This window comes from Bacillus cereus group sp. BfR-BA-01347, assembly GCF_022663835.1.
GTDB classification, from domain to species: domain Bacteria; phylum Bacillota; class Bacilli; order Bacillales; family Bacillaceae_G; genus Bacillus_A; species Bacillus_A thuringiensis_K.
The window spans coordinates 1-17,831 of the sequence record NZ_JAKUGG010000046.1 but is presented as its reverse complement, the minus strand read 5'-3'; the positions used below and the strand labels follow the sequence as shown (position 1 = coordinate 17,831).

Genomic DNA, 17,831 nt, shown 5'->3' with positions numbered 1-17,831 from the left:
ATCCCATAAGGATAGGAAATAATTGAATACAAAGCGAGAACATCCAATCGTTTTGTTGATTAGAATTGCTTGTGCCTGATTTGGATAGATACGAAACTTATAGGCTTTATTAATCATTATTTGATTCACCTCCATTTCGGTACATGACTATTATACACCAAACGTACATTCGATAGGTAGTCGAGTAACACTTTCTGTATGTCGAACAATTAAGATGGCTTCCTTCCATCCCTTGTTCGAAGCCAATTCATCTCCCACCTACTCACTGGGCTGTGCCCCTTCACGCTTCTTGAGGAAGGAGTCTTCTTGGCTAAAATGATAAAAAAAGACACCTTTAAGGTGTCTTCCTCCAAATTAATAACTGCATGTTATATCATAAACTTTCTCAATAATTATTAATTTAATCTTTACTTTTAAATATATCCTTTTAACATATTTTTTGAGAAACGATTTGGATATAGAGCAATAAGCATTTCATATGGACTTCCTTTCCAATAGCATTTTAACGGAGTCCATAATTTTTGTTTTATTAGCCATTTTTGATTAAATACTTTTAATAGCTGTTTTTCATCCAATTTTTCTTTCTCTTCAATAGTCCACCTTAATGCCTCTAATGCTTTATGTTTAGACCAATATCCAACAGGAGTAACTCTAAATTCCCATTCTTTAAAACGGTCTATATATAAATCATTAATCATTCTAAACGGACTATTCCCCCAAATTATTTGACATGCTGATGCTAATCCATGGGTCTTTAACCATTTTATATTGTATATATCAAGCAATTGTTTAGGGGTTAATCTCTCTTTTTCTTCAATAGTCCATTTCAATGCTTCTAATGCTTTTTCTTTAGTCCAGAAGTTATTAGGGGTCATGCCAAATTCCCATTCTTTAAAACGGCCTGGATAAAGATCATTAATCATTGCATACGGGCTACTATTCCAATACATAGCCAGAGGTGCACTAAGCTTATTTTTTTCAACCATTTTTTTCCGTATAATCCTAAGAGCTTTTCTTGTGATAGATCCTCTTTTTCCTCAATAATCCATTTCAAAATTGTTAATGCTTTTTCTTTAGTCCAAAAATTTAAAGGAGTCATACCAAATTCCCATTCTTTGAACTGATTTGGATACAAATCATTAATTGCTTTAAAAGGGCTATTTTCATACCTATGTTTGAGTAATCCTCGTAGCCTATACTTTACAAGTAATTTTGTGTTCCACTTTTTTCTTATGTCTTCCTTATTCCATTTTAAAATACTGTTAAGCAAATATGTTAATACCCTCCGCGCCATTTTATTATCTATATCTTCTTTCCATGTATTTGGAGGAAATCTAATTCTTTTTCCATCTAATATTTCCTGATAAATATCTTCTATAGAAACTTCTTTTTTTAACAATATATAAATCCTCCTACAGTTTATATTAATATTTATACACTATCATCATCTTCAATCAGTATATCTACATTTAAAAATATAATTAAAATACCCATTAAAATCAACAATAAAATTATTTTTTAAAAAATTCTAATAATTAACTAAGTAAATATTTATTTTAATTTTCTGATTATTGATTTATACTAGGTTAGTATTATTATATTTATATATAAGGAGTGTATTTGTATGGAGAAGATTAGTAAAAGCGATATTATTCGTACTGTTCCGCAAAGCGGTTTTTTCGGACACCCTAAGGGACTGTTTACCCTATTCTTTACAGAGTTTTGGGAGCGATTCTCTTACTATGGGATGAGAGCAATATTACTTTACTATATGTATTATTTAATCTCACAAGGTGGTTTAGGGATGGATCATGCGACCGCAGCGTCAATTATGGCCATCTATGGATCGCTCGTTTACATGTCTGGCATTATTGGTGGCTGGATTGCAGATCGTCTACTAGGTTCAAGTAGAACAATTTTTTGGGGTGGAGTTTTAATTATGATAGGTCACCTGATATTAGCACTACCAGGAACTATAAGTACTTTATTCATATCTATGGTGTTTTTAGTACTTGGTACAGGTTTATTAAAACCTAATGTATCTAGCATTGTTGGTGATTTATATAGTGAAACAGATACTCGACGTGACTCAGGTTTCAGTATTTTCTATATGGGTATTAATTTAGGTGCGCTTTTATCTCCTTTTGTTATAGGAACACTTGGTCAAAAGTATAACTTCCACCTAGGTTTTGGTGTCGCTGCAATTGGTATGCTATTAGGCTTAATTATTTTCGTTCTTACAAAAAAGAAAAATCTTGGTTTAGCGGGAACACAAGTACCAAATCCTTTAACAGACATCGAAAGAAAAAAAGTTATTATACAGTTTAGTATTGGTACAATAGCTATAGTACTATTTTGTATTTTAACGATACCAACAGGTATTTTAACTATTAATCGATTCACTTTATTAGTAAGTATATTAGGTATTCTCATTCCAACTGGTTACTTTATTTTTATGTATCGTAGTCCAAAAACTACAAAAATTGAAAAGTCTCGTTTAATTGCTTACATACCATTATTTATCGCTGCTACAATGTTTTGGGCCATTCAAGAACAAGGAGCTATCATTTTAGCTTCATATGCTGATCAGCGTACTCAATTAAAGTTGGCCGGGATTGAACTTCAGTCTTCATGGTTTCAATCATTAAACCCTATTTATATTGTTTTGTTAGCACCAGTATTTGCTTGGTTATGGGTGAAGCTTAATTCACGTCAACCAAGTACGGCTAATAAATTTGCTATTGGTTTATTATTTGCTGGTTTATCCTTCTTAGTTATGATTATCCCTGCATATATACATGGTACAGAATCCCTTGTAAGCCCTATGTGGTTAGCGATTAGCTTTCTGTTAGTAGTAATCGGGGAACTTTGTTTATCGCCTGTAGGTTTATCAATTACAACCAAATTAGCACCAGCTGCCTTCTCTGCTCAAACAATGAGTCTGTGGTTCTTAACTAGTGCAGCTGCACAAGCTATAAATGCTCAAATAGTTCGATTATATAATCCTGAAACAGAAATTATTTATTTCGGTGTAATTGGTGGCCTTTCAATCATTTTAAGTGTAATTTTATATTTTATGGCCCCAAAGATTCAAGTTTTAATGAAAGGCATAAAATAAAAAAACTGTGCTAAAAACTTGTTATAATGCAAGTTTTTATGGACAGTCTTTTCGAATAGACATTCATTTTTTTAATATATAAATGAAATTGATAATAATTATTTATATATTTTTTGTATGCTAGTTCATCATCATATTGATTATGTAAATAGCTTTTCTAATAACTTTGAACGTCCTCTACTGTATATTCTATCCTTTTATTTACTTTTGAGAGAGAAAAATTAACCGAGAATTCACTTTGAACTTCCCCCACTTTTACTTCTAAACGAAGTAAAAGTGGGGGGAGTTCAATGAGTTTTAATATGATGTATTGCATATTTTATAACTTCAATTTTTATACATTCAATAATTTATTTATAAAATTATTAAGGATTAATAGAGGTGATTTAGATGAGCAGATTTCGAAAGAAGAATATTAAATCTCTAGAAACTTTTTGGGGATGCTTAGCATTCGGTGTACTAATGTTTGTTATCTTCTTAATTATGGATTTAAAAGATACACCTTTAAGTACATTAAGCTGGAGAGACTGGTTAGGTTCTGCAGTAGGCGCAGCCATTTTATCTGTTGGTATGTTTACTTTAAATAAATTGAATTTAAAATAAATATTACGTTAACACTGTATGTAGGCTATATATCGAAACTCATTTAAATGTGGGTTTCTCTGTATCTCCTTGTATTGAGTAGTTAGTTTTTGCTAGCTGCTCTTTTATATGTAATCACGTAAAAATATTTTCATATAAGCCATTCATTTCCACAAACTTCTTTATTTATCAAATAACGACCGTCTATTTATTTATAAAACCTCCCTTTATCTAAAAAGCTTCAAAAATTTCTATTCAGCATTTGTACTACTTTTAAGCAATTTAAAATATCCCAAAGTAATCCTCATTAAAATGCAGAGTTCTACTTATTTTTATGTTTTATATAAATAATCTGATTTATTAACACATCTATATCTTGACTTAAATCTAGCACCTGCTGATGTCTAAATCCATATTTATCTACAAGTTTAATTAATTCTACTTTCTTGTCTTCAATTAGTTTTTGTAAGTTTCTCATCTCCATATCTATTAGAACTCCTTTTTACAATTTAGCAGTTAAATTATATTATAGATATAAAAATAAATAAACTGGAATTTTTGGAAATATAACGAAATTATATATATGAATAAATGCATTTAAATTCTTCTATGATAATGTTATAATATTATTAACCAAGAAGTATCCAACAAATTATGATTAATCACTACATTTTCTTTCAGAATAAGTCAACATATAAAAAGACACTATGTATACATAGTGTCTTTTTATATGCTCTAATATTAATTGAACATAAAAGGGTTTATATACAATTGAACGCCTCCCGCCTACTCACTGGCCTGTGACCCTTCACACTCCTTGAGGAATGAGTCTTCTTAACTAAAATGATAAAAATACTAACAATCTTATTGTTTATTTCCGAAATATTATGTTAACAAAGAAGGTAAAGGGTTTGTTGTTTCCATTCCTAAAAATCCTAATTTTTAAATAAAAAAAGAAAAACACTCCCGAGAGTGCTTTTCTTTTTAATAAATATCATCTATACTGTTTTTACTAGGAGTTGATTTTAGAATATGATCTCCTAGCCTTAGATAATACTTTTTATTTAATAAACCGCAAAATTGGCTGATTTTGTGGTTTATTTTTATGGGCGATAAAATTTAACATGGCCACCATCACGATCAAACCAACCTCTAAATGCCCAGTTAATCCATCCGCCATCACCTTTATTCGTGAATTCCCCATCCTCAAATACCCAGATTCCAAAAGTGATTCCATCATATACTGTTGTTCCGAAGAATTTAACACCGTTAAAACGATCCTCATAGTTTTGGTTTAAGTTAAAAACCATAACATTATAACGTTGACCTGCAGAATAAAATGTTGATTCCATTACGCCTTTTACAAATCCTGAACGATTAGTTTGACTATTAATAGCATTCCTAATCAAATTAGCGATACCTAATACATCTATACTTACATCTAAATTCGCACTAGCTTTCGCTGCATTTGGTAACTTAGACTCTACAAAATTAGTAGGTAATTCAGTAGATAAGTTAGTAGGAATATTAGTTTTAGCAGGAGAGACCTCAGCTGCACTTGCATCTGTTGGTGCGAAAGCTCCCAATCCTCCTAAACCGATAGTTCCAGCTAAAGCAAGGTTCACTAACTTTTTCATTTTTTTCATAAAAAAACCTCCTTTAAATTTTTATAAGGTATTCACCCTTACACCTCAAAGTATATATTTCTTATACAGAAGAGGCAAACGATTTTATCGAAAAGTTTTTAAAGTTTCAATAGTCTAAAAAATAATAAATATGCAAACAAAACTATTATAAATGCATATAAGGGATAAAATCTAAAAGATATATACATTTATAGGAATAAAAAACCATTAACTGAATTTTTTGTAAATAAATGAAAAAACTTTTGTTTTAGTGTCTTAGATTCTTGTGCAAGAAATACTTGTATTGTGTACAACGAGGTAGAGCCACATCGCTATTAAGCTAAAATATTATAGTATCCACAGAAAAAATCAATTTTCCAGACAAATAAGAGTTATATAATATTGTAAATAAAAACATATCATCAACTCTAATAGAATAGAGCTTTTAATTTAAAGATACTATTTTAAGCTTTTATTTTTTCTCCAAAAACTTTATTAATATCCATCTAATTGTTGTTCCTCCATAAGTTCAATGTTTCGTTTATTATTTATGTATGTTTGAATTTCGCTACAAAGATTAGGATATAGAAGGATGTTTTACAATTCATCTAACGGCATCCATTTAACACCTGTTTGATTTTCATCTGGATTATCCGAAAGACAATGTGTTTCTCCTTCTTTTAACTCATATTCAAAAATCGTTGTTAGCGAATGAACTGTCCCATATTTCTCTTTATTTTTAAAGGGTCCATATTCATATAAAAATGCCACTTGTCCCACATTAATTAAAACAGAAGCTTCTTCTAATTCTTCTCTTCTAACTGCTTCGATCAAACTCTCTCCTTTCTCAACGTCTCCATCTGGCAAGTTATAATGTAATCCATTCTCATCATTAAATTCAACTAATAGTAAATTGCTATTTTTAATGATTAATGCTCTTGTTCTTACTCTAATTGGATATGTCATAGATATTCCCTATTTCTGTATTTATGTAAATCATTAATATGTGTATCATCCAATTCATTGCCCCCTACGCTTATTTTATTGTATGAGAATATATTGTTACTTTACATACACATAGACTCATTCTGAGGGTCTGGCTCCATACAACAAAATAATATTAGAGGGGCACCTAGCATTATTCACATGTACTGTATACTGTCGAATCAATTCAAACGATTAGTTTATAGAGAAAACAAAAAATATTATTAAAATATCGTAGAAGATGCGGAGTAATAATTCTTGAATGAGCTGCATAAACAGCCAGAAATGAAGAGAGAAGAGGAAACAGTGGTTTTGTATCTGAAGAAGAACATGCTGGATAATATAAAAACGAAGCTAGAAGCATAGAACTGTAACTATTTGATTTTATTCAAAACATTTCTAATGGGGTATAAATTATCAAAAATATCTTTAAAGGGATTTCAAATCTTTATGAACATGAAAACTATTAAGTCTATAGGATGTTTAAATCCTCCGAAAAAATTTCACTTTACAGATAAATAAACATCCTATAATTGTTAATCAGTTATCATTATCTCCTCAATTACTTTAATATTATTAAGGGTTTCCTCATCAGTTGGTAAGAAACGAAGAACCATTTGATTATGATGATAAGTCTGTTTATAGTCTTTTAGCTGTAAGTAGCAAAACGCTAATTGTTTATGCGGTAACCAAGTTTTAAAGGGTTGTTGTTCAATGAAATGAGCAGAATTTGCTGAAGGTGCTTCTATAGCTTGATTATACCAATAGGCAGCTTGAGAAAACTGATTATTCTTAAGAAAGAACTCACCTAAGCGACAGCTAAATTCCGGTTGAGGAACATCGTATTCTAAAGACTGAAATGTGATTTCTATTTCTTTTTTAAAATTTCCGATTAGATGATAACAACTAGCTAATTTATGCATAACAAAAAGCCTGTGTTTTAATTGGATATCTTCGCAACCTAAGAACTTGTTATAAAATTCAATGGCTTGTTTATATTTTTTATGTTTATGTAATTCTCTAGCATAATGAAATATATCGTGAACTGTCATCTTACCTTTATTTTTTTTCAAAAATTGTTCATATAGTTTGAGATTTCGATCTGATTCATTATCGGCATAAATTTTTTTATGGGTGACTATAATGTCACTTTCGAGAGAATTATACTGTTCATGAATACTTAGATCTTCATGAACAACGCCGTGCCATTGAAAATTTTTACTTCTTTTAACTAATCTATTGCGGCGAATGCTGGTTAAAACATTATTGAATTTATCAATTTCTGCGTGATAAATCATGGAAACCGCATCAATTTTTTGAGTGAGTGATTGTTTTAAATTAAGTAGCTTTTTACGTTCTTCTGGTAAAAGTATATCATCAGCGTCTAACCATAAAATGTAATCCATTGAAGCTTGATGGAAAGAATAATTTCGAGCTGCTGAGAAATCATCTATCCATTTAAAATCTAAAATTTGTTTCGTCCATTTACTAGCTATTTGTTTCGTTTGATCTGTTGAGCCTGTATCTACAATGATTATCTCATCAGGAATGTCTTTTACTGATTCTAAACATCTATTAAGTGTTTCAACTTCATTTTTTACAATCATACATAAACTAATTGTAATCATCTGAGCACCTCTGTTATAGATATCTTTATTTTATTTGAATTTAGATTTTCCACCTAAAACGTAGTACTTAAACGAATCTCAATAGATGGGGCTCTAAGTAGTTCGCGTTGTGGTTCTCGAATTGGTTTTATAGCTCGTAGTTCAACTATCATTTCAAGAACAATATTCCGGTACTTATTCATATCATCTAATATCTCTACCCTAGTTTTCCCTTGATATTGGTTTGCATCTACAATGATTATAATTTTTTCAATTAACCAATCACCTCAATACCCATAATCTGCACGCCAATAACAAGGTTAGTAAAAATAATCAAAAGAATGTAAAAAATATTGTCTTACATGCGTTAGATCTTCAAAAGCACTATCACTTGATCCATAAGGCACTTTAAAAACTAAAACTGCTTTTGCCTTTGGTTTAGCAATGCGATATAACTCTTCCATTAAAAATAAAGGATATTGTATGTGTTCTAATAAATGTTCAGCTAAAAATTGATCAATACTATCATTTTCAAAGGGTAAACGCTTATTTTTACAATTATCTAAATTAGCGACAACATCTACTCCATCTTGTTTTACTACATCAAGGTTTATCCAGTTTTCGAGAATGGTCCGGCCACAACCTAAATGTAGATTTTTCTCTCCCATAAAATCACCTCATTTTAGTTTATTTTTATTTATGTTGTTCTTAAAAAATGCTAAATGTAATTTTTTACATGAGATATTAGCTTAATTTTTGGTACAATCCATGGACCACCAAGCTAATATTTTGAAATATTGCAAGCATGCTATCTAGCTGCATAGCTAATGTTGTGAGTCATACCTGATTAAAAGATTTCTCTAACAACGAAAAAGAATCTCCTAAGGGGTAGAGTCTTTTCTCATAATATTTACATAGTTTCCGGATGCAAAAGTACCTTTAATTATCACTGTTAGTGTTTTATATTCGCTTTAGGGATTGACTCCTACTCCAACTGGAGCGTTCCCCACCGGAATAGTCTTAATCACGCTATTTGTTATCCTATCAATCACGGAAACGTTGTTACTATTTGGATTTCTTACGTAAATTCGATTGGTAGATATTGACCCGGTTGGTCCGGTTGGTCCCGTTGCCCCAGTCGATTCCGTCGGAAATGTAAAAGGAGGAATTGGTAGAATTGTCGGACCAATTAAATTCAGATCGAATACCGATTCGTGCACAATCTCATGTGATTCAAACTCATTTTTCTCTGACAAAACGATATTAATAATGACTTCATCTTATATATATTCGCTTAATCGACACCCTAAAAAAGTATTTTATACTCTGAAAAAATGACAACAATAAACACATTCTGCAATTTGATTTCATCATAAAAGAAATCTTTTCCAAAATAAAGCACAAAAAAAGAGCCATTTAGCTCTCTTTTTGGTAATTTATTTTTTACGGAATCGGAAATCCAACTGAACTAAACCCCATAAAATAAGAAGAATAAAAGAAAAATATGAGAATACATATACAACTGTGAGAAAAATGTGTTCTTTGTTTTTTTGTTAGGGATAAAAAAGGAGGGTATGTCTGATGAATATGGTTCACATAGAAACAAAAAATTATTATACAAGTGACAAAGAAAATGAAATGGAAACTATACCGATTATAAAGCGGATATATTATGAAAATGGAGAGATTAAATTTGAAATATTAGAGGAGAAAAATTTTCCTACGACATGATTGGATAAATAAGGAGAATGATCATTCTTTATGAGAAGGGATGATCCCTCTTTTTATATTACGGCTAACGGAGTTTATGTGAACTAAATTTTAGAAAGAAGGCATTGAAAATGAATAAGATATGTTGTAATTGCGGTTCTAGAGAAATTAGACAAGGTTCATTAGATTCTCAAGTATATTTAAAATCTATTAGTACAAATAATCTCTTTAATCAATTTTCTAGATTAATTATTGATGTTTGTACGGAGTGTTGTGCCGTCTTATCTATTAAATTAGAACATTAGAAGTGTTTAAAAATAGAAAATAAACACCACTGATAAATATAAATTATGTGAAAGAAAAGTCCCTTCAGATCTTTTGAAAGGACTTTTCTAAGTTTTTAGATAGATGGGCTGCTGATAAGTAGGGTTATGGTAACTAAAATTATATAGGATAAGTTTTTGTAAGTATTATTACCAGTAATGCGTCAAATTCCCATGAAAAATAGTTTAAAAAGAAGCCCATATATGAAATCATATAGCGATTTTTAATAAGCTTTTTCTTTGTTGAAAAAAGACAATCTACAGTTAGTTATTTTGAAAAATCAGCTCATTTTTTCTTTTTGAGGAACAATGAATTTCTTAGCTTGATGGGTATGTGGCTCGCCAACTAATTCACATAAAAAGTAAGTGAAAACATAACATTAGATTCTCACCGTATTATAGGTTTCTCTGAAATGGGTATACCAGTTATCCGAAAATCCACTCTTAATTCCTTATATTAAAATATATAATAAAACAGATGATATTAACCCTTGAATTACCCGTTAAAGTCATCTTATTTATTGTCGTCTATTAACTTGTACCAACTTTCTTACTTAACATCAGTTATTTATAGCAAACCAATAGGAACTAGAGCTATATCTTTTATTAATGTACATTTCAGTTAATTTAAAATAATAATAGAATCCATCATATTCTATGCTTAAAAACAGCAACAACCTGTTACTAATCTACATTATGTTCATTGATTAGAATGATAAAGTACTTTGGGTTTTGCTTCAAATTTATAATTACTTAGATCGATATTTAACAATTTGCTTGATACAAACTGCATCTAATTATAAAAGAAAGCTTATGGAATACCATAAAAAAAAGGGCTGTAAGCCCCTCCCACAATCCCTCATTAATCACCATTAAAGGATAAAGCGTTCATCTAATACCGTATACCCATATAAAATTATACTCTAACTCCACATTATTTATAACTAAAAGGATTCGGATATCGACTCCTTTTTTTCCTATTCCTTTTCTTCATCATACTTCAAATTTACCCATCTACCTTTTAACTTTAACCCATTTATAGTTAAATTTCCCACCAAAATCGTTGGTCACAATACCTTTGACAAAAGAACGTTGTAAATATGACCTTCCTTGTTGGTAGATCAGCGCTACTACTTCATCTTCTAATAATATTTTCTCTGCTTGTTTCATTGCTTCCCAACGTGCCTTTTCTTCATCAGCTAAATCGATTTTCACCTTATGAATTAGTTCATCATATTGCTTATTGGAATACTTATCAAAGTTATATGTACTATCTGTCGTAAATAAATCTAAGAAAGTAATAAGATCAGGAATATCAGGACCCCATACATCAACACCTATGTCATAATCGCTATTGAATAACAATTCGATTTGTTGTTTACGTGACTGAGGTTTAATATTCACGGTTAGTCCGTTCAAATTCTTTTCAAGTTCACCCTTTAAATACTCTGCATTTCTCTTTGCTAACGCATTATCGCTTGTTAACAATTCCAATACTACTTCCCCTTTACCTAGTTCTTGTTTGGCTTTTTTCCAGCTTTCCTTCGCTGCATTCACATCATATTTTGCTAAATTCCCATTCACTTTCCCGAAGTTTTTTTCATCCGTTCCCCTCGCAAAATTGAACGGTGCAATCCCTTTCGCTGGAAGTGAACCATTTTTTAAGACCATTTCTACAAAAGCTTTCTTATCAAACGCCTTACTGATCTTATATATAGTAAGGTATGTGAAATTATAGTTTAGTATAAATAAAAAGGGCAAGCATATTTTTCCTTTTATCGCAGAAATGAGTACACTTAGCAATGAATGTACTCATTTCCAAAACTTCCACCAGGATTTGCCGCTATTTTTTCCTGTGCTGATACAATAGTACGTTTAGCATCTTGAACCTCTCTGACCATCTTCATATGATTATCATCTCTTAGCTCTAACCTTTTTTCTATCCTTTCTTCACGTTCCTTACGATCTTTCAGATCTTCCTCTATCAATCTATTTCTTTCTTTTATATCCTCTTCTATCAATTTGTTCTTTTGATCTATACGATCACCTAGTCTCTTTTCCATTTCTAATAGGTTTGCTTGATGCACCTTATTAATTTCTTCTATCATTAGAAGAGAAATTGGCGAAAGCACAGCGTTTTCTTTCTAGAAGAATGAAAGGATCTTTTCGCTGGAATAAACAACGAGTAAAGGTAGCTAGAATTCATGAATATATGACGAATGCTAGAAAAGATTACTTGAATAAAATCTCGACTGAAATCATCAAAAGCCACGATGTTATTGGTATATAGGATTTGCAAGTATCGAATATGTGTTAAAGAATCATACGTTAGCAAAAGCAATTAGTGAGGTATCATGATCACAGTTTCGAGCCATGTTAGAATACAAAGCAAAATGGTACGGCAAACAAGTCATTGTCGTATCGAAAACATTTGCTTCAAGTCAATTATGTTCTTGTTGTGGATATCAAAACAAAGACGTTAAAAATCTAAACCTACGTAAATGGGACTGTCCTTCTTGTCGCACACACCATGAGAGGGATATTAACGCAAGTATTAATCTAAAGAATGAAGCGGTAAGGCTTCTAACCGCAAGGACTGTGGAGCTAGCCTAATCAATTAGAGTTCGATAGAACTCTTTACTTAGGAATCCCTCTCTTCTAAACAAAGTGAAAGTGGGGGTAGTTCAATAGATAAGAATAATAATCCTTTCTATAACGACCAAATCACTTTACCAGGCTATCAATTGCCACCTCGCTCTACAGATAAAGAGGATATTGAGATGCTTTTAGCTGGGCTTCGTACAGATTTAGACGGATTCCATGGCAGTGAAATTCATACTTTGATACGTGCAGGGAAAATCAGAATGGACATTGCATTAAGAATGTTACTACCAGAATATATGAAGAATATGAAAGGAACCTCTAATCCTATATTTCCTCTGAAGATGTACATTTTTTTGTTTTGAATTGTATAACCATTTGTTGAAAGAATTTCTTCATAACTATTATGATACGTGAAATTTTTATTGGTTGGATTTATTGGTGGCTATAATAATGTCATACATCCATATACCCATATAGCTGTTGTATCTCTAAAAAAATAAAATAAAAGAACAACATCTAAATGGCTCAGAACCTCTAGAAAATGATAACAACTTACACTCAATTTCATATGAAATATTTGCTGAAGGATGTGAACCAGTTAAAGGCACAATTTCAGTATCTCTAAAAGAAATCTTCAGTTTTTAAAACTGTGGCAAACTCATCATCTAAAGTTGCTAGTGATACATTATGTATTTGTTCAGACACAAAAATAGGTTGTAGAGAAGACTTTCTTCACAACCTGAGAAAACACTTCTCTTAAGATAGAGAAGTGTTTTCCCTTCATTATTGATTAGAGCTAGAAGATTGTGATTTTTTTGCAGCTGATTGTGCATTTTGTTTTTTCACTGCATGTACATCTGTTTCAGTTGCAAATTCTGTACCATAGCTAGCATTTGCACTTTGTGCACCTGAAGCTTGGGCTTTCTGTGCCTCTGCTTGTGCATTCGCTTGTTTCACTGCATGCACATCTGTTTCAGTTGCAAATTCTGTACCATAGCTAGCATTTGCACTTTGTGCACCTGAAGCTTGGGCTTTCTGTGCCTCTGCTTGTGCATTCGCTTGTTTCACTGCATGTACATCTGTTTCAGTTGCAAATTCTGTACCATAGCTAGCATTTGCACTTTGTGCACCTGAAGCTTGGGCTTTCTGTGCTTCTGCTTTTGCATTCGCTTGTTTTACTGCTTGTACATTTGTTTCAGTTGCGAATTCTGTACCATAGCTAGCATTTGTACTTTGGATGCTAGCGCCAGAAGTTGCCTTATTGTAACCTTGTTGTTTTTTGTTCATCTTTCTCACCTCCACAATTAATAATATAACCACCCCATTTAAAAGCTATTCTTAATTATATTTTTTAAATTTCCGCCAGTTATTTTAATCTTCATTCAAACTACATATTATAGAGATGAAATTATGTATATAGGACGAAATATGACTGAACTAACCATGCTTATAAGAAGTGAATGGAAAGAAAAATAAATATTAATTACATATTATAAAGATGGTTATTTTCTCTCTAGTTATATGACTGTGGTTGATATTGATCTGCTAATTAGTGCTGTCATATGTACTGATGCTTTTTATAATAAGATGACACTACAATTTTCTAACATAACAGAGGTAAAATAGAATAGATTTAAGTAATCACGTTTGAATCGTTATAAAGGAGTGTATAAAATGCAAGGGAATCAGATAAGAAAGAATACAGCAAGAACTGTTATTCATAATAATGTAAATTACTATCCCTATTTAAGTATACCTATGATTATCAATAAGGAAGATGAAAAGATATACGAAGTTTTAAGCGCCGGTTTTCATACTAATGATGCAGTAGCAATGATAAAAACGGATGGTTTCGCTACAACCAGGGCAAATACACCGATCGTAACAGTAAAAAACACCGATGGTAGTATTCAAGTATTGCGCTTGCCTTTAGAACTGGAATATTGGGTACTTTCTTGTATGCGTGCTGCTTCAGCAGAAAAAAATCCTTTCCCATGTAAAGTTGCTTTTGGAATCATTGACACTAAATTTCATGTGGAATTTAAATAAAAAAGAAGGGATTACTCAATTTGAGTCCCTTCTTCCTTAAGTTAAATAAACATCACTTCTCTGCTTTGTTTATAGGAGTAGCATCAATAGAAGCTGAAACTGAAATATTTGCCTTTGATCAGAAATAAAACACAAAAGTTATATATTAAACTTTTAGTTTTTTATTGAATAATTAGGAACTAAACTGAAACTCTTGCATACTATATAATTAGGAAAAACAGTTTTGGAAACAAAACGCCCTTTCCATCGGGGCAACCCGAAGGGAGGACCGATGTCTTCCCGCCCTACATAAAAAGATCACCTTAGGGTGGTCTTTTTGATTCTGGTTCAAAAATCATTTAATAACATGCCTATCAGGTTAAGAATACAAATCACCTCATGTCCATCAACTTAAGAATTCCCATTACCACCAAGTGTCTCCACATATTTGTATGTTGGAAGAAGATGGAGTTATAAGTGCAGCTGCAAGAACAACATTTACACCATCGGAAGTAGCGAAACTTTATAATTTTCCATCCTAAAATTGTAAAAATCAATGCATTACAATCGTTGAATTTGGTAGCGGATATAAAACCAGTAAAATGGTGCAATACTTTAATTGGCTAGGAGTTTCTCAACCAGAACTAGTTGATGTACTTGTGGATGGAGCGCATAATCAAACAAAGATGAGAGCAGATAGTGAAGTACAGTTAGACATTGAGGTAGCAGCGACTGTCGCTCCTGGTGTACGAATTGCTATGTATTTTGCACCAAATACAGATGACGGATTTCTTCATGCTATTAACAAGGCTATCCATGATCAAATTAACCAGCCTTCTATACTCTCTATAAGTTGGGGTCTTGCTAAGAATTTATGGACAGACCAAATTAATGAATGCACTAGAGAATTTTCATAGTTAGAAACAAATTTATGTAATTGTAATTGATAGGCCTGTTGCTGCAAATTTACTTCTTAAGTAACAACTTTTGATGAATTAAAAAGAAGCAATTTATGTATTGGATACAAAATACGAAAGAGCCCTTCTTGCATGATAAAAATAACGAGCAAGTTACACTTGCACATACAATATCACCCCAAAAATTAAATACTAATCAGATCGATTTACCAAAAAACAACCAAGTATTGATCAATTATTATATAAAATGTTTTCCACTTTATTTTTAAGTATGAGAAAAAAATTAGATAAGACAAAAACTTTCTTCTTCTAATTCGAAAGTAAACTTTTGAATAGAAATTCACTTTCCATTTCATCAATAAGAAAAACCACAGCAATTGCTGTGGTTTTTCTTATTGCCCTGGCTAAAACTATGTTGTAAATACTCATGGCATTGTATGTTTGATTTCAATTTTAAGTTCCAATGTAAATTTAAAAATATTAGTTTATTTTAAAATCACCTAAAACATTGAATTTAAACAAAACTCCCTAATATCTTCAAAATAAAAATATACATTCAAAACACTATAAAAAAGAATCAACAATCACTACAAACAAAAAACAATTTAGAATTACATGTTCGAAACCATTAGAAACATAGCTGAAAATAAAAAATCAACTTTACCAAAACCCCCACTGAATAAATCTTCCCTCTAATTTTTGAATAGATTTCCTCCCCAACAAACAAAATTAAAAAGTTTTCCTTCCAAAAATGCAATGAAATATTATAACTCCGAATATACAAATAAATATATTTTAAATCAATGCTAACCATTTTTATATATTTATTGGCGATTTCTTGAAATAAAGAATATATGTATATTAAATTCTAATGCCTATTTTTAATATTTAAATTCAAAGAGGTGTATTATGAGACCAAAATTTTTCGAACCATCTATTCTATTTTGGAGAACTGAAAGAACTCCAAATGATACCCAATGTAACACTCAATGTAATTTTAAAAACGATTGTCACTGTATTACCAATAAAACAGATTTTTTTCCTGTAAATGAAAAAAATCAAAGTAACTTCCTTGAAATATTATTAAAATTACCAATTAATTATCCAATAAATAAAATTATTCTTAATGGAAAAGAAATAGCAGTTACTAATTTCATCTCAATAAATACAGATAACTACATTTTAATTTGTAAAAATAAAGAACAGATAATTTCAATTAATTCTAAATCTATAGAAGCTATTTATTGGTAAATAAAAATAGGTAATATTGTCTATTGCGGTATAAGTATAATTGAATATAATATATTATACTCATTTAGGAGGTGAATCCTTTTGGAAAACGGTATTAGAACATTATTAAATAGTTTTCCTACTAATTACCCAGTAGATAATGTTATTGTAAATGGCCGCTCCGTTGCAACTACCAACTTTATTAATGTACAAGGAGATTTAGCTTTCTTTCGTAATAATGCTGAAACTCGAATCTTTAGAATTGAAAGTATCGATGGTCTAGACTTCTAAAATATTTATAAAGTGTAAAAAAGTCCCTGCACTAAATTATGGGGCTTTTTTACATTTACCTCTTAATAATTGACTCTACTCCATTTATATTAATATTTTTAAAATAAATGTATACCTCCAAAACAATACAAATAAAGAATTTAATAAATTCATGGAAAAATTTATAAAGATCCCTCTCTTTTTTATAAATAGATATCCATAATCCGTCCTACGCTTTTTATTCCAAGCTTCACTTAAGCTTCGAGCCTGTACACTCTCAAAATTAAGTAACTTTAGCGACATAAACGCCCAGGACACTGATCTTTACTTCCAAAATTCATACCATTTCTTTTCATTATTAGTTGCAATCATCCTCTTAACTTCCTGGACTTCCCTTATTGTTTACATAAGCATTTAATCACGACCCTGGTTCTACTCCATGTCTTCACTAATATTTATCATTTTAGCCAAGAAGACTCCTTCCTCAAGGAACGCGAAGTGAGTAGGTGGGAGATGAATTGGCTTTGAACAAGGGATGGCAAGGAACCATCTTAATTGTTCGACATACAGAAAGTGTTACTTCACTATCCACCGAATGTACGTTCGGTATATAATAGTCATATACCGAAATGGAGGTGAATCAAATAATGATGAATAAAGCCTATAAGTTTCGTATCTATCCAAATCAGGCACAAGCAATTCTAATCAATAAAACGATTGGGTGTTCTCGCTTTGTATTCAATCATTTCCTATCCTTATGGGATCAAGCATACAAAGAGACAGGAAAAGGCTTGACCTATGGTACATGCTCTGCCAAACTACCTGCCATGAAG

At 31.1% G+C, this 17,831-nt stretch carries 16 protein-coding genes and 7 pseudogenes; 10 read left to right on the top strand and 13 right to left on the bottom strand.

Annotated elements, in window-relative coordinates; genetic code table 11:
- Both MR143_RS31800 and MR143_RS31795 read right to left on the bottom strand, forming a co-directional pair.
- Positions 1-117: helix-turn-helix domain-containing protein (locus MR143_RS31800; RefSeq protein ID WP_242281271.1), on the bottom strand; the 117-nt coding region annotated here is incomplete at its 3' end.
- Positions 118-413: 296 nt separating this feature from the next.
- Positions 414-1,399: pseudogene (locus tag MR143_RS31795) on the bottom strand (DUF4046 domain-containing protein).
- Between the two features lie 225 nt (positions 1,400-1,624).
- On the opposite strand from MR143_RS31795, the gene MR143_RS31790 reads away from it, so the two are divergent.
- On the top strand, positions 1,625-3,118 hold the full coding sequence (locus MR143_RS31790) for a peptide MFS transporter (protein WP_242281270.1): 1,494 nt from the start codon (positions 1,625-1,627) through the stop codon (positions 3,116-3,118).
- A gap of 390 nt (positions 3,119-3,508) precedes the next feature.
- Complete coding sequence (locus MR143_RS31780) at positions 3,509-3,721, top strand: hypothetical protein (RefSeq protein WP_000086093.1); 213 nt, start codon at positions 3,509-3,511, stop codon at positions 3,719-3,721.
- A 301-nt stretch (positions 3,722-4,022) separates the two neighbouring features.
- Here the strand turns inward: MR143_RS31780 and MR143_RS31775 are convergent, their stop codons facing one another.
- The 6 genes from MR143_RS31775 to MR143_RS31750 form a co-directional block, all read right to left on the bottom strand.
- Entirely contained in the window at positions 4,023-4,184 is a 162-nt protein-coding gene (locus tag MR143_RS31775; RefSeq protein ID WP_000425960.1) for an aspartyl-phosphate phosphatase Spo0E family protein, read from the bottom strand.
- Positions 4,185-4,803: 619 nt separating this feature from the next.
- On the bottom strand, positions 4,804-5,301 hold the full coding sequence (locus MR143_RS31770; protein ID WP_372584636.1) for a stress protein: 498 nt from the start codon (positions 5,299-5,301) through the stop codon (positions 4,804-4,806).
- A 621-nt stretch (positions 5,302-5,922) separates the two neighbouring features.
- Positions 5,923-6,291 carry an NUDIX domain-containing protein gene (locus MR143_RS31765; protein WP_000221985.1) on the bottom strand — a complete coding sequence of 123 codons (369 nt, stop codon included), beginning with the start codon at positions 6,289-6,291 and terminating at the stop codon, positions 5,923-5,925.
- A gap of 554 nt (positions 6,292-6,845) precedes the next feature.
- Positions 6,846-7,937: a tetratricopeptide repeat-containing glycosyltransferase family 2 protein gene (locus tag MR143_RS31760; RefSeq protein ID WP_000628713.1), complete on the bottom strand. Its 1,092-nt coding sequence runs from the start codon at positions 7,935-7,937 to the stop codon at positions 6,846-6,848.
- A gap of 299 nt (positions 7,938-8,236) precedes the next feature.
- On the bottom strand, positions 8,237-8,584 hold the full coding sequence (locus MR143_RS31755) for a class I SAM-dependent methyltransferase (protein ID WP_000504183.1): 348 nt from the start codon (positions 8,582-8,584) through the stop codon (positions 8,237-8,239).
- A gap of 303 nt (positions 8,585-8,887) precedes the next feature.
- Entirely contained in the window at positions 8,888-9,136 is a 249-nt protein-coding gene (locus MR143_RS31750) for an exosporium leader peptide-containing protein (RefSeq protein ID WP_308218779.1), read from the bottom strand.
- A 361-nt stretch (positions 9,137-9,497) separates the two neighbouring features.
- Between MR143_RS31750 and MR143_RS31745 the strand changes: the two genes are divergently transcribed.
- Positions 9,498-9,647: a hypothetical protein gene (locus MR143_RS31745; RefSeq protein WP_242281272.1), complete on the top strand. Its 150-nt coding sequence runs from the start codon at positions 9,498-9,500 to the stop codon at positions 9,645-9,647.
- A 1,316-nt stretch (positions 9,648-10,963) separates the two neighbouring features.
- Here MR143_RS31745 and MR143_RS31740 read toward each other — a convergent pair.
- Together MR143_RS31740 and MR143_RS31735 are read right to left on the bottom strand one after the other, a co-directional pair.
- Positions 10,964-11,656: pseudogene (locus MR143_RS31740) on the bottom strand (ABC transporter substrate-binding protein); the annotation flags it as partial.
- 105 nt (positions 11,657-11,761) lie between these two features.
- Positions 11,762-12,057, bottom strand: a pseudogene (locus MR143_RS31735) (DUF3967 domain-containing protein); the annotation flags it as partial.
- On the opposite strand from MR143_RS31735, the pseudogene MR143_RS31730 reads away from it, so the two are divergent.
- Positions 12,045-12,562: pseudogene (locus tag MR143_RS31730) on the top strand (RNA-guided endonuclease TnpB family protein); the annotation flags it as partial. The pseudogenes MR143_RS31735 and MR143_RS31730 overlap by 13 nt on opposite strands.
- A gap of 774 nt (positions 12,563-13,336) precedes the next feature.
- On the opposite strand, the pseudogene MR143_RS31725 reads toward MR143_RS31730, so the two are convergent.
- Positions 13,337-13,567 (bottom strand): annotated as a pseudogene (locus MR143_RS31725) (gamma-type small acid-soluble spore protein); the annotation flags it as partial.
- Positions 13,568-13,840 (bottom strand): annotated as a pseudogene (locus MR143_RS31720) (gamma-type small acid-soluble spore protein); the annotation flags it as partial.
- Positions 13,841-14,029: 189 nt separating this feature from the next.
- Here MR143_RS31720 and MR143_RS33105 point away from each other — a divergent pair.
- The 5 genes and pseudogenes from MR143_RS33105 to MR143_RS31695 form a co-directional block, all read left to right on the top strand.
- Positions 14,030-14,179: pseudogene (locus MR143_RS33105) on the top strand (YolD-like family protein); the annotation flags it as partial.
- Between the two features lie 48 nt (positions 14,180-14,227).
- Complete coding sequence (locus MR143_RS31710) at positions 14,228-14,602, top strand: hypothetical protein (RefSeq protein WP_242281269.1); 375 nt, start codon at positions 14,228-14,230, stop codon at positions 14,600-14,602.
- A gap of 581 nt (positions 14,603-15,183) precedes the next feature.
- Complete coding sequence (locus MR143_RS31705) at positions 15,184-15,498, top strand: hypothetical protein (protein ID WP_000250992.1); 315 nt, start codon at positions 15,184-15,186, stop codon at positions 15,496-15,498.
- A gap of 909 nt (positions 15,499-16,407) precedes the next feature.
- On the top strand, positions 16,408-16,749 hold the full coding sequence (locus MR143_RS31700; RefSeq protein WP_001247531.1) for a hypothetical protein: 342 nt from the start codon (positions 16,408-16,410) through the stop codon (positions 16,747-16,749).
- An 81-nt stretch (positions 16,750-16,830) separates the two neighbouring features.
- Complete coding sequence (locus MR143_RS31695) at positions 16,831-17,019, top strand: hypothetical protein (RefSeq protein WP_000427351.1); 189 nt, start codon at positions 16,831-16,833, stop codon at positions 17,017-17,019.
- 303 nt (positions 17,020-17,322) lie between these two features.
- On the opposite strand, the gene MR143_RS33635 is transcribed toward MR143_RS31695, so the two are convergent.
- The gene (locus MR143_RS33635; RefSeq protein WP_374221671.1) at positions 17,323-17,397 is read right to left on the bottom strand and encodes a DUF3967 domain-containing protein; all 75 of its coding nucleotides are present in this window, start codon (positions 17,395-17,397) and stop codon (positions 17,323-17,325) included.
- Between the two features lie 248 nt (positions 17,398-17,645).
- On the opposite strand from MR143_RS33635, the gene MR143_RS31685 reads away from it, so the two are divergent.
- A partial coding sequence (locus tag MR143_RS31685; RefSeq protein ID WP_228161274.1) for a helix-turn-helix domain-containing protein occupies positions 17,646-17,831 on the top strand: 186 nt, incomplete at its 3' end.